Raw genomic sequence first — 14,460 nt, 5'->3', positions numbered from 1 at the left:
AACCGTCTATAGCCCAATTGTTAAGTTTTATCGCTAATTTCTTAACCACACTTGAATAATCCAAGGAATATCCGCATATTAATATCCGAAGAAAGAATGTCTTGTCATGAGGCTTCCCATTTATTACAGCTTCCGGTTATGGTACTTAAATGAGTATAACCGCCTAAAATTTCACTATGTCGTATAGCTATTGACGTCATGTAGATAGCGAGGTTTTGGACGGTTCACTAATAGATACACTGTGCGTGATATATTTTCAGCAGCATGGTCTATCTTGATTTAAGTGTCGCGATACTGGGTTAGCAACCGCTGATTGATAGAATGTTTGAGTAAATTTTCTCTCATTTTTTTATTAATAATGAAAATAGCGACTTGCTTACCCTTATTGCTGGACAAAAAATTAATCACTGTTGACTCTATTACAAATGATTTAAAGAGGACATGGTCATTAATATCAGCACAGAAAAGCTGAGTGCATAAGCACCCCGCTCATTCTACGTTTTGTCTCAATAACTTAGTTCATGACCTTACCTATGTTTAATATATAGTTGTTTAATTCTTAGCCCTATCTATGCATCGATGAAGGAATCATCCGATTTATATCCTTCGCGGTGTTGTGCGTTCATCATTTTGTATTGATACTTTATATCGATGTTTTATATTGATATTTTGAGAGATTTTTTAGCCCTCTTACCTGATACGCCGAATACGCCAGTAGATAACCAGCTAATTAAAAACTGCACCGCTACATCTGATAAAAATTCATTAGCGGCACTATTATTAAGCAAGATGACGACGCACTTATCCTATTAAGAAGTGCGTGGTTGTCTAAAATGCGACATCGATGTATGACTACTTTATAAGCATACATTCATAAGCGTTTTACGGTAAGCAGGATGGCTAAAATCAGGAGACATCCATGCAGCGTATTACTTATCGTGTGAAAGTATCTGCGCAAGGGGCTAGACGCCGTATTTCTTATTTACTGCGTCCATCTAAACGCCTACCGAACACTGAAAGTAACATCGTTTCATCCGTTACCCCGACGACATCGAGTCGTTTTTCTAGAACCAAAAAGCTTGCGCAAATTTCTAGTATTGCCCTTCTCTCTTTACCTGCTGAGAGTCTGACGACGATGCGTGCGCCAGTGCCAGCCTATGATAACGTCATGCTAGAAAGCACGTTAACCATCGCTGCCGTCCCCGGTGACAGCACTTATTTTGCGACTGACGGTTTTCAACATGGCTTTGGTTTTGATTTGGTACGTACTTATGCTGACGAGCTTGGCGTTGATATCGATCTAAAAGCGTATGCCAATGAAGAAACTGCCCTAAAGGCGCTGAGATCGGGCGAGGTAGACATGGCATTAACAACGGCCAGTACGCAGTTAAAGAGCAAGTTTAACTTATCGTCTATCAACATCAGTTGCGGCTATGACGCCAGCTTAACAAAGAATGGTTTACATCCAAAAGTCAGTTGGACGTTCAATTCATCCAATGACCCATTATCACAAAAAGCCAGTTACTTTTTATGTGACAGTATTAAGCTGAAAAACACACAAAAACTTGCTGCCTTTTACAATCAAAACTTGCTAAAAGATGCCTATAGCCAAGATCATTTCCAAAAAACGTTGACCGAAAAACTGCCTGATTATCAATCGTCTTTTGAAGAGCAAGCACGCAATTATAATCATGATTGGGAATTATTGGTGGCCATGGGTTATCAAGAATCACACCTTGATGCCAATGCCGTATCGCCAACGGGCGTGCGTGGGCTTATGATGTTGACCAATAATACAGCCAAAGCAATGGGCGTCTCAGATCGCGTCGATCCCTACCAAAGTATCGGCGGCGGCGCGCGTTATTTAGAGCAAATGAAAGATGACTTTGCTGATGTGCCAAAGACAGATCGTATTTGGTTTGCGCTTGCCGGCTACAACATGGGACCAAATGCAGTAAAGAGTATTCAGCGTAAACTGCGAGATCAAGGTATTGATGATAAAAGCTGGGCGAACGTTTATGCGTACTTAGCTGATAATAAAGCTGCCAATAGTCGTTATGGTCAAGCGATGCATTATGTTAGCAATATTAGAAGTTATCTTGAGACTATAAAAACTCAAACCGTCTAGTTGATAAATATTATTAGATCTTTTGAGAATTGAATGTCACAGATAAAAAAAGCTGCTCTTATAAAGAGCAGCTTTTTTGTGCAGAATGATCTGTCTTAATCGTATTTACTTGGCTATTATTTCACTAAGCCACTTACTCTTAACGATTAGGTACGGTCAGGCGCTGACCGCGCTGTAGCATCGTATCCGCCGCGATATTATTCATCTCAGCCAACTCTTGCGTAGAGACGCCATATTTACGTGCTAAGCCAATCAAACTGTCTCCTGACCCAACGGTGTAACTCACTGTGAGCTTTGGTACTTTAAGCGTTTGCCCACGCTGTAATTGGGCATTGGTCGCGAGATCGTTGGTCGCAGCCAAGTCGTCTATCGAAACACCAAATTGACGTGCCAAAGCAATCAAACCATCACCAGATTTAACTTTATAGCTCTCGGTGTTGCCCAATTTTTTGCCACTGCTCGCTGTGCTAGTCGCGGCAGTGCTACTAGCCGAACTACTGCTTTGATTATTGCTACTAGAGGTCGTTACAACGCTGCCACTGGCAGGAATCGTAATCGTACGACCGAGTATCAAATTAGAGTTGGTTTTCAGGTTGTTCGCTGTTGCCAAGTCACTAAGACCGATATTATAACGTTGAGCCACGCCTGTTAACGTATCGCCTGATTTTACTTTATAACTGACAGTTTTATCATTTAGCTGACGATCAACCAATCCTTTAGACACGGGTACTTTGATGGTTTGACCACGTTGTAAGCGTGCTTTTGCATCAAAGTTGCTATTCACCGCCGCAAGCTCAGCTGGACTGATACCCACGCTATTGGCAATGCCGATCAAAGTATCGCCAGATTTTACTTTGTAATTGGTGGTTGCCACCGAACTTGAGCTACTGTTACGGCTACTAGAGCTTGAGGTGTTTGCTGCATCGAAATCGACACTTGCAGGTACTTTTAGCGTTTGACCAACATATAGTGAGCTTGTAGTGCTCATATTATTGAGGCTGGCAAGTGTATCAGTTGAAACACTAAACTGACGTGCGAGAGCAATCAATCCATCGCCCGCTTTTACTTTATAGTTCTTAGTAGCGGTGCTTGATTTACTTGGCTTGGTCGAGGGAGCGGCAGGTGTGGTCACTGGCGCAGTCACCTTACCTGGTATCAGCCATAGCTTTTGACCGCGTAGTAAATCCGCTCTACTACTCAAATTATTGTATGTTGCCAACTGAGTCACCGATAGACCAAAGCGGTTAGCAGTACCAATCAGCGTATCGCCACTTTGTACTACATAGCTCTCTGGTTGGCTTGCCGCGGTATTGTTAGCTGTGCTCAACGGTTCGATGGTTTTTGCATTATATAAGTATAAGGTACTGCCTGATAGCAGCTTAGAGCTGGCATCTATTTGATTCCATTCAGCGATATCGCGCCAACTGACACCCGCACGGCTGGCGATATTAGACAAGGTATCACCACGCTTGACGGTATAAGTGGTACGTGTACCTTGCGGTTTTGGCTTGCTTACTGATGTTTTTGCAAAGCTAAGCTTTTTCTCTTCGCCACTGGCTTCTAGAATAGACTGCTGTGTCTGTACTGCGGATAAATTAATATTACCATCAGCATTGATTACATTGGTTTCAGGCGTGTTACTGCGAATTTGATTGGCAATAAAATCACGCTCTTCTTTGCTCAGTGGTGGTTCTTGGACAATCGTATTATTCTGTGTAATCTGAGCAGAGGTGGTCGGTAGACTGTTGCTGCTTTTTAGCTCAGCATTGATCTTGTTGGTTTCTGCCGTGCTCAATGGTGGCTCAGTACGCACCGAGGCGTTATTACTGTAGACAGAGCTGCTAGTAGGCGTGGCTGACGGTGATATATAACTGGTCGTTTGCTGCGGCACACTAGCACTTGCAGCATAATCAGCCAAGGCGCTACCTGTCGATGGTAATGAGGAGCCAGTATAGGGTTTGTTGTTATAGCTTGGCGTCGTGGTCGTGCTACTTGGTGTGCTTGTATTACTCGATGCCAGTATATTGCCCGTACCATTGCCTCTCAATGAGCTCAATTTAGCATCGGTATTAAGACTCACATCATTAGGAATAATAATACGCTGGGGACCAGAAGAATCTACACGCCCTGACGTTAAGGCCGTATTTAACCTTTCTAATTCGTCGTAACTAACGCCTGTCATTTGTGCGACTTCAGCTAAGCTCACGCCATAATTCACTGGCACACTACGGAAATGCTGACGGTTGGCAATAGCAGGCAAGTAGACACCATATTGCTCAGGCTTAGCAACAATTTCTGCTACCGCCAAGAAGCGCGGCACGTAGTTCATCGTTTCAGTAGGCAATCTCAGAGACCAATAATCTGTCGGTAAACCCTGAGCTCTATTAGCATCAATGGCCTTTTGCACGCGACCAGGACCCGCATTATAAGCGGCCAATGCTAACTCCCAACTGCCAAACTGATTATGTAGTGCGGTCAAGAAGTCATAAGCGGCGCGAGTTGATTCGATGACATCACGGCGACCATCATAGGTACTGCTTTGATTCAAACCATAAATACGACCCGTACTTGGAATGAACTGCCATAAGCCTGCTGCTGCCGCACTACTGGTACCGCTTGGATCGTAAGAGCTCTCAATAACAGGTAATAAAGCCAGCTCTGTCGGGATATTACGACGCTCAGCTTCTCGTACGGTGTGATAGATATAGCGACTGGCACGTGCAGTCAAACGGTTTAAATAGTCTTGTCGACTGGTAAACCAGCTTTTTTGCCCTTCAATACGCTGATTATAAGTCGGCTGACCGCCATTCATACGATAGCCAGCACGTAAGCGACTCCATAAATCACCATACTGCTGAATAGCAAGTTTGTTGCCTTCCACCATAGTCATGTCAGTGGCTTCGAGTAAATCGGCTAACTCATCCAAGCTATCTGCATCTAAATATGCCGTTGAATAGTCCGTACTGCTGCTTGCTGCAGGCGCTTTAGTAGCTGGGCGTTTAGTAATAACAGATGAGCTATTGGTCGCACCCTTTTTTACCGCTGACGTATTGCTACAAGCACTGATAAGTAGAGTTGATACCGCAAGCGTCAATGGCAACGCAATAAATGAGCGAGATTTTGATAGCACAGTAGACATGATATTGGAAGTTTCCTAACGACAGAAAGTGATAAGATAAAGTTGCTTGCTAGTATAGTATGCAATGTGAAGCAAAGACCAGTCTAATATAAAAAGATAATCATCATAAGTTGAGTCGATTTTCAGACCATTCACGAAATGCAATCAATCATTTAATTATTCAACATTGTGAATCTGCATAGTTATTAATGATGGAATGCTTTGCCTTCGAAGAGCCTGATTAATGCACTATCTTTTTTGATCATCCACTGATAAAGACGTTTCTTAATCAATGCTTATCCATTAATACCTAATTGTTGATAATGACTAATTGCTGACTAGCTAGTACTGGGTTATTGGTCGAGTAACGATTAATTAATCGTTACTTGTGATACGGCACGTAGCAGCACCGCATTACCAGTCGATAACGTCAGCGTCACTCTTGAAGTGGTGACAAATGAGACATTTTTACCATCTTTTACCCAGCTCTCATTGGTCGTTACATTGGCTTTGGCCTGATCGCCCGTAATGACGATGTTATCCACAGAAATATCATAACGGTAATTAGAGGTGTTATTCCAACTATTTTGCAACAACTTCAAATAAGCATCTTTATCTAAACTGGTAGACTTACCTTTTCTAGATAATGAAATCAGTGCATCGTCAGAGACAAGACGCGCGACCTGATTGACATTTTGGCTATTCGCTGATGACTTCATTGCTGCTATATAGTTCTGCACCAAAGCTTCGGTCATGGCTGCCGCTTGTGCACTGATACTCACAGTACTTACAACGGCCACTACCGCCGCCACGCTGGCACTTTTTAGCAATAATGCCAAAAGCCCTTTTCCCCATAATCGTTTCATCATAATCCTTAGCAATGCTGTTATCGTTGTTGCCATCTTTTGATGACTAACGTTTTTTATTGATTAAATATAGTAGTCGTTTATTACTCATTAACATCATGATAAATGAAGCGAGCACTTGCTAGCGTGTGCCCTCTTCATTTTAATAGTAAAAAATATCTGTTTAATCATCACCTACTTATTAATGATGACAGCGTACTTTTACCATAGAGTGAGACTATCATTCAATTCTCACAGCTATGTGACACCCTGTGTAATTATTGCGAATACTAAAATACCAACCATATGGCACAATTATTTCTGAAAATATGAGTCACTGCCCATCGTTATCATAAATACAAAATATACTAACTGAGCCTCTTACGCAGTACACAGCTCAGTTTTTGCTCCAGTTTTGATTAACTTTCTGTCAATCTAATCTCAATTTAATAAGCCAAACGGAATCTTACTTAGCGTCCGTACTATTATCTTCGTATTGTTGTTCATCATCACTAAGCTTCATACCCAATCGCTCTACTCGTCTGTCCATCATTTGTCGAGCCAGTGCTTGCATGTCTTCGACGCGGTCTATTTCATCCACAATCTCAAGTCCCAATAAAGTCTCAAACACATCTTCTAAAGTAACCAAACCTTTGACTTCGCCATACTCACCGACTGTAATAGCGATATGAATACGGTTTTTTAGCATCAGCTCTAACAAATCAAACAGTTTCATTTTTGAAAAAACAAAAGTAATGTCACGTTTGAACTGAGTCAATGGCTTGTGCATCGCATGATTTACTTTTGCTAATAACATGTCTGTTTTTAATACAAAACCTGTGATGTTATCTAAGTCACCATCATAAATTGGCAGTCGTGAAAATGTCAATTTTGGGCGATCAACCAATAATTCAGCGACTGTTTTGTTTTCTTCAAACGCCAACATCACCGAACGCGGGGTCATGATATCTTCGACTTTAATCGCACCAAATGCCAGTAAATTGCGAATAATGCGCGATTCTAATGGGTCAATCTGTCCTGACTCTTCACCGATACTGGCAAGTGCCGCAAATTCACGACGACTGAATGCTTGGGGTTCTTTGCCACGTACTAGCAATTTGGTTAACTTTTCTGAGATCCAAATAAGTGGATACAACAGCAGGATAATGCCTCGCACGAAATAAGCGACCATACCGCTTAGTTGACGCCAGTATAGTGTCCCAAGCGTTTTTGGAATAATTTCAGATAAAAATAAAATCGCCAAGGTCATAATGGCAGAAAACAGTCCAAACCATGCACTACCAAACACAATCGTGGCTTGGGCACCAGCACCGATAGAACCTAATGTATGAGCCACTGTATTCAAAGTCAAAATAGCCGCCAATGACTGATCGATGTTATCAACCTTTAAGCGTCTTAGCATATTTGCTTTTTTCGGATTGCTTTCTTGAACATCAGCGATATAAGACGGCGTCATGCTCAGTAATGCAGACTCAGCCAATGAACAGACAAACGAGATACCGATGGCGACAACCACAAAAAGTATGAGTAATAACACACTGATCGCGGTCGGCTCTGCTAAAGCATCAGCGGCAAAAGCTGGATATGGCAATAGCAGCATCGCCGTCAGCGCTGATAACCCAGCAATTGAATTGGTACGACGAAGACGCTTTGAATAGCGTGATGTCGGAGGAGGTTTAGCAGACGCTTCTTTACAAGCGCGCGGACGACATAAACGAGGTACAAACATAAAAGTGGTAAACAAGTTAGGTAACCTAAACAGAAAAAAGTAAAAGGGATAATAATATAATGAGCAAACGATACTAAATCACTAAAAACAAACATGATTAACTAGCTATTAGTTATCTGCTAAAACGATGGTAACTCGCTGCTCAAAACTGATTTAGCAGCAGATAATAGGATCTATTATATACTAATAAACTGTGCGCTAAATGCAGGGGATTATTGCCATTTGATAGTAGCATTGATGATGCCATTTCACAATAAGACGCTATTGTTAAGTCTTTGTTTTTTGGTATCCTTGACCATACCTTTTGCTACGCTACTACTACCTAGCATCCATTCGCTGCTTGAATTTTGTTATACTCTCAGCGCTTTGGCGTCACTTATATGATGTGGTAAAAATATTGCTGCGAAAAGTAATGACCGCTAGCATGCCATTACCTTAAGAAAAACATACTCAGCCTATGATTAACAGTTACCAAGTCTGGGATTTTTTGTTACTATGCGTTTAATTTTATTATTATCTATGACTTACTGAGAGAAATTATGTTGTTATTTATCCAAGCTGCCCATGCTGCACCAGAAGCTGCTGGTGCGATGTCACTATTTAGTCAAATACTATTGCCTGTTGCTTTTTTTGCGATTTTTTACTTCTTAGTCATTCGTCCGCAATCTAAGCGTACCAAAGAACATCGTGCCATGGTCAATGCATTGACTGTCGGTAGCGAAATCATTTTTGCTGGTGGTTTGATGGGTCGTATCAAAGCCATTGAAGGTGACTATGCTGTGGTCAGCCTAAACAATAATACTGATGTCAAAGTACAACGTGCTTCTGTTATTTCAGTGTTACCTGCTGGCACAATTGAAAGCGTTTAATGATTGATTGAAATATTAGTCGCGTTTTATTGATGATTACTAGGGCATGTCCTCATTTTAAAAATGGTGGTAAAAATGAGATAAATTGCCGTCAAACAAGGAAAGTAGCGCAAATAATATCGAGATATTAATAAGCTATTTGACGATGTTTGGCAAAATTTAGCCATTTTTAGCCCATTTAGAGGATAATCAATTGAATTGAGGACACGCCCTCATCTGTCATTAATAAATATAGTGATTAATACAGTGCCTAAGAATGACCGTACCTTATTTACGGTCATTTTTCGCTATAGAGCAATGATGTAAAAACAGTCTCATAGAGTATAGACAATTTATGTTTATGCTTTTGACGATGCTGTCTTTATTGATTTTATCAGTGATATTTTGCTGACTATATATTTTTGATGACTATATAAAGATACGTCTGTATTATTTGCTCTACTGTTTTACTATCATCGCGGATGATCGCAATGGTGCATGATGACGACTGCTAGATACAGCACTCAACCATTGCTATCGCTAACTTCCCATCTGCTAACTTGTGGCCTACGTCGCCAGTCGTTTATCAACCTAAAGAAGTGATTATGCAATATCCCGCTTGGAAATACTTACTTATTGCCGTCGTGCTAATCATTGCCGGTCTATATGCTGCTCCTAACCTCTATCCTGATGAACCTGCCGTGCAGATTACAAGCGCCGCTGCAGGTACACAGCTGTCTGAAGGTATCTTGACTGAGTCTCAAAGCTTGCTTGAAGAGGCTGGCATCAATAACCACGATGGAACCTTTGAGGGCAACAGTGCGCTGGTACGTCTTGACAATCCAGTCGATCAGCTCAAAGCTCAGGAAGTACTGCGTCAAAACTTGGGCGAAGACTATGTCGTCGCGCTTAACTTGGCGCAAACGACGCCGCAGTGGCTACGTGATATCGGTGCAAAACCGATGAAGCTCGGCCTTGATTTACGTGGCGGTGTGCGTTTTGTACTAGAAGTCGATATGGATAAGGCGCTTGAACAGCGTTTGACCAGTGCCAGTCGTGACATGCGTCGCGAGCTACGTGCTGAGCGAATTGCGATCAAAGGCATTAAGACCGAAGATCGAAGTGTGGTATTACATTTCGCTGATACAGATACTCGTAACCGTGCACAGAATGTTTTGCAAGGCTCAATGGGCAATACGTTTAGCTTGCAATCCTCTATTGATGAGCAAGGTCCTGCACTGATTTTAGCGTACAACGATGCAACGCTTGATGAAATCAATAGCTATGCGGTTAATCAAAACTTGACCACCCTTCGCAATCGTATTGCTGAGCTTGGTGTGACTGAAGCTTTAGTACAGTCTCAAGGTGCTAGCCGTATTGTCGTTGAGCTTCCTGGCGTACAAGATACTGCTGAGGCAAAACGTGTCTTAGGGCGCACCGCAAACCTTGAGTTCCGTATGGTTGCTGAAGACAGCGAAAACTATACGGGCGGCATCCCTCCAGCGGGTACCGAAGCTTTCCCGTTTGAGACACTTGATGGTCCGCCGGTACTGCTTGAACGTCAAGCGATTGTCACTGGTGATAAAGTCACCAATGCTCAAACTGGTGTGGATGAAAGCGGCTCTCCTGAAGTCAGCATTACTTTAGATAGTGCTGGTGGTAAGCTCATGCAAAATGCCACTCGTACCGCCGTTGGCAAACAGATGGCCGTGTTGTTCATCGAAAACAAGCAAAGAATCACTTACGAAGAAGATCCGAAGACTGGCGAAACTGTCGAAGTTAGAACACCTTATGCTGAGACTAAAGTCATTAACCGTGCCAATATTCAAGCGGTCCTTGGCTCCTCTTTCCGTATTACTGGGCTAGATAGTAGCGCGGAAGCTGCCGAGCTTGCACTACTGCTACGCTCAGGCGCACTTGCCGCACCGATGTACTTTGTAGAAGAACGCACTATTGGCCCATCATTAGGTCAAGACAATATTGATAAAGGTCTATTCTCTACGCAAGTCGGGTATCTATTAGTGTTTGCGTTTATGATTATCTTCTATCGTCTATTTGGCGTGATTGCCAACGTGGCGCTGGCCGTGAACGTTATTATCATCATTGCTATTATGTCAATCTTAGGCTCTTCACTTACCTTGCCTGGTATTGCTGGTATCGTTTTGACCATCGGTATGGCCGTCGATGCCAATGTACTGATCTTTGAGCGAATACGTGAAGAGCTAGCAAACGGGGTACGGCCCAAATCCGCCATCGTGGCAGGTTTTGATCGAGCCTTTAGTAGTATTTTCGATGCCAACATCACCACCCTATTGATTGCTTTTATTCTATTTGCAATTGGCACGGGTCCGATTAAAGGCTTTGCGGTTACATTGGCTATTGGTATTGTCAGTTCACTGTTTACCGCTATTATGGTGACACGTGCGCTGGTACAGATTGCTTATGGTAAGCGTAAATCTATCAAACGTTTGAGCATCGGTTAGGAGAACATTATGACGATTGATAAGAACAATCCTTTAGAACAGCAGAATAATCCAGATCGAGATGGTTCAAGTGGCTCAAATGTTGAGGCAAGCACACACCGCCGTAAAAAACCACGCCGTGATGGGAAAGGTAGTAATACCAAAGCCAATAACCCAACTACCGCTAAATCAAAAAAAGACAAAGCTCTGAGCAGTGGTAAGGATGCGGGTAAAGGCAGTCAAGCACTGTCAGCCAATCCTGAGATAGAATCGGGTGATGCCGCTGATGATGCTGCTGCAATCGCTGAAGGCGGTATCAAAGCCGTTGGCAACCAGCGTATTATTCCGTTTATGAAGATAGAAAAGCCAATGGCACTTTTATCTCTATTGATGGTTATTGGTAGTATCATTGCAATTGCAGTAAACGGTCTAAACTTAGGACTTGATTTTACGGGTGGTGTGTCCGCAGATGTGCGTTACGAGCAGCCTGTTGAGCAAGTTGAAGTCGTACAAGCATTGGCCGATAATGGCTTTGATGATGCCGTGGTACAGTATCTTGGTACGCGAGAAGAACTCCTCGTACGCTTGCCACCACAGTCTGATAACGTAGACGGCCTAAATAGTAGCCTGACTAAAGCATTAACCCTGCCTAATAATAATGTTGAAATCAGTAACGTTAATATTATTGGCAGCCAAGTTGGTAATGAAATTTATCTAAACTCAGTCATGTCACTGGTATTAGCATTGGTCTGTATGTTGGGCTATGTTGCCTTACGTTTCCAATTTAAACTCGCTCTTGGTGCGGTATTATCGCTGTTTCATGATGCTATCGTGACCATTGGTGTTTTTGCCTTGTTTGGCTTTCCTTTCGACTTAACCGTCTTGGCGGCCGTCTTGGCACTGGTTGGTTATTCTATCAATGATACAATTGTTGTGTATGACCGTATTCGTGAGAATTTTCGTCGTGTCCGTGGTATCACACCTCGCCAGACCGTTGACCTGTCTTTGACCGAAACGTTGCGCCGTACCATTATGACCATTTCCACTGTTTTACTGGTTGTACTTGCCATGCTATTCTTAGGCGGCGATGGACTGTTCTGGTTCTCAGTAGCGCTCTTCATTGGTCTGCTTGCCGGTACTTACTCATCAACGTATATTGCAAGCTCGATTCCATTACGTATGGGTCTATCACGCGATGACTTTATTGTGAAAGTAAAACCTGAGTTTGAAGAAGAAATTGTCACTTTCAATGATCCAAAAATGTTTGAACAAGACAATGCTTAATAAATTTTATACTTTCTCAAGCTAATAACTAGGGTGTGTCCTCATTTTGAAAATGGTGATAAAAATGAGATAAATCGCAGCTAAACAAGGAAAATAGTACAGTTAATATCGAGATATGAACCAGCTATTTGACGCAGCTTGGCAAAGATTTAACCATTTTTAGCCCATTTAAAGTTTTATGCTCAGATTGAGGACATACCTTAGCTAAGATAGTATTTAAGCAAGCATCAAAAAAAGCACCTGACTCGTGAATAATGAGTCTAGGTGCTTTTGTCTTTGTAGCTATTTTTGCCTTGAATATCACACCTACTAGAGCTAACTCCATTTAAAACAGAGTCAAGGCAACAAAGTACAAATATATAATTCATACTTCAAGTAAGGTTAACGCCGTAACGCCTTTATAGTGAATTGACTATACGGTAATGTCATAGCGTTAATCACATTAATTCTGCCCTTCTTGTTTTTCAGCGATAAACGAGCCAAAAATGCCAATGACCACCTCGCCACCTAGTGCTATGCCACCGATTGATACTCGCTATACACGTATCATTGCTATTGCGTTGCCCGTGTTATTGGCCAACCTAGCTATGCCACTACAAAGCGTCATCGATACCGCGATCGTGGGTAACATGAATGACACGGCTAAACTTGCTGGTATGGGCTTGGCGATACAGTTATTGTCTTTATTACTCGTGAGTTTTAACTTTTTGCAATATGCCTCGTCTGGGCTATCGGCTCAAGCGCTAGGACAATCGGTCAATCATGCTGATAATCCTACTCATACCACCAAATCGTTAACCCCATCACCCCTACTATCAATCTTGCAACGTGCCTTGTTATTAGCGTTTGCTATCGGTAGCATTCTGTTATTGGCAAAGCCTTGGTTGATAGATTTTGGCTTGCAAGCTCTATCAGCCAACCCCGAAAGTGGGCAAGCGGCAAAGACTTATTTGGATGTACGCTTTTGGGGTGTCATCGCTGAGCTAATGAACTTTGCCTTTATTGGTTGGTTTGCTGGTCAAGGTAAGACTCGTTACATGCTTTACCAGCAAGGCTTTATCGCCATTCTGAATATCATTCTAACCTTGTTCTTTGTCTACGGGATGCAGATGGGATTGGTTGGGGTGGCGTTAGGAACCACTATTGCCTTTTGGCTAGGCGTGATACTAGCCTTGTGGCTCAGCCGTCAGCATTTGCAAATATCTTGGCAAGCCTTATTCACTGCCGATAAGCAATATTTTTCTAAAGAAAAAATGCTTAGGCTATTTTCATTAAATAAAGATATTTTTATCCGCACTCTAATCTTGACGTTGAGTTTCGCTTGGATTACCCGCTTGTCGGCTCAAAGTGGTGACGTCATCCTAGCCGCCAATGCTATTTTGCTTCAAGTATTAAGTATCTCAGCCTTTGCTCTTGATGGCGTGGCAGTATCAGCTGAGACGTTAAGCGGTCAAGCAGCAGGACGACGGGATTGGCCACGTTTTCGTATTATCATCAAGCGCACTGGTATCGTCAGTTATGGTCTAGCGATTACGTTAAGTGTGATATGGTGGCTTGCGATGCCAACATATTTGCAATTTATGACCAATATCGAGTCCGTTTTTACGTTGGCATATGAGTACCACCTTTATGCGGTGTTACTACCTCTCGTTGGCGTTGGTGCCTATTGGCTAGATGGTATATTTTTTGGCTTAACTGCCGGCAATGTGATTCGTAACGCAGCTTTGATACTCGCCGCTATCTTTTTTCCACTCAGCTGGTTGCTCTACCAACAGTGGGATATGACTGGTATTTGGCTAAGCGTGTGGTGTTTGTTATTACTTCGGCTGGTTATTTTGGGTGGCTTCTTGTACCGAGCTCATCAAACAGCCAGCTATGAAAAGCTCCAGCCGACTGTGTAATGTTCTTTAGATGAAGTGCATTTTTTCTAGGGTGTTTTTGCCATTGCTCGGGCTATGCTTCATTTTAAAACCAGTTTTCTAACATTAATCTTTCAGCAAAATATTAATAATAATCAAAAAACAG

At 42.4% G+C, this 14,460-nt stretch carries 8 protein-coding genes; 5 read left to right on the top strand and 3 right to left on the bottom strand.

Annotated elements, in window-relative coordinates:
- The first annotated feature begins 919 nt into the window (after positions 1-919).
- Positions 920-2,128, top strand: a complete 1,209-nt coding sequence (locus tag Q6344_05760) for a transglycosylase SLT domain-containing protein (protein WLG14841.1) — start codon at positions 920-922, stop codon at positions 2,126-2,128.
- Between the two features lie 139 nt (positions 2,129-2,267).
- Here the strand turns inward: Q6344_05760 and Q6344_05755 are convergent, their stop codons facing one another.
- From Q6344_05755 to Q6344_05745, 3 genes are all read right to left on the bottom strand, one after another.
- Positions 2,268-5,267, bottom strand: a complete 3,000-nt coding sequence (locus Q6344_05755; protein ID WLG14840.1) for a LysM peptidoglycan-binding domain-containing protein — start codon at positions 5,265-5,267, stop codon at positions 2,268-2,270.
- A gap of 350 nt (positions 5,268-5,617) precedes the next feature.
- A complete protein-coding gene (locus Q6344_05750) occupies positions 5,618-6,112 on the bottom strand; it encodes a nuclear transport factor 2 family protein (GenBank protein WLG14839.1) in 495 nt (164 codons plus the stop codon).
- Between the two features lie 445 nt (positions 6,113-6,557).
- Complete coding sequence (locus Q6344_05745; protein WLG15152.1) at positions 6,558-7,841, bottom strand: hemolysin family protein; 1,284 nt, start codon at positions 7,839-7,841, stop codon at positions 6,558-6,560.
- 539 nt (positions 7,842-8,380) lie between these two features.
- Here Q6344_05745 and yajC point away from each other — a divergent pair.
- The 4 genes from yajC to Q6344_05725 all read left to right on the top strand — a co-directional run bounded on the left by yajC (position 8,381) and on the right by Q6344_05725 (position 14,336).
- A complete protein-coding gene (yajC, locus tag Q6344_05740) occupies positions 8,381-8,710 on the top strand; it encodes a preprotein translocase subunit YajC (GenBank protein ID WLG14838.1) in 330 nt (109 codons plus the stop codon).
- A gap of 584 nt (positions 8,711-9,294) precedes the next feature.
- Positions 9,295-11,172, top strand: coding sequence for a protein translocase subunit SecD (gene secD, locus Q6344_05735; GenBank protein WLG14837.1), 1,878 nt, complete (start codon positions 9,295-9,297; stop codon positions 11,170-11,172).
- A gap of 9 nt (positions 11,173-11,181) precedes the next feature.
- Complete coding sequence (secF, locus tag Q6344_05730) at positions 11,182-12,435, top strand: protein translocase subunit SecF (protein WLG14836.1); 1,254 nt, start codon at positions 11,182-11,184, stop codon at positions 12,433-12,435.
- A 485-nt stretch (positions 12,436-12,920) separates the two neighbouring features.
- Complete coding sequence (locus tag Q6344_05725) at positions 12,921-14,336, top strand: MATE family efflux transporter (protein ID WLG14835.1); 1,416 nt, start codon at positions 12,921-12,923, stop codon at positions 14,334-14,336.
- The last annotated feature ends 124 nt before the right edge of the window (positions 14,337-14,460 follow it).

It is taken from the genome of Psychrobacter cibarius (assembly GCA_030686115.1).
Taxonomy (GTDB): Bacteria; Pseudomonadota; Gammaproteobacteria; order Pseudomonadales; family Moraxellaceae; genus Psychrobacter; species Psychrobacter cibarius_C.
Note: the sequence above shows the minus strand (reverse complement) of the source record. Positions and strands in the feature narration are given on the sequence as shown.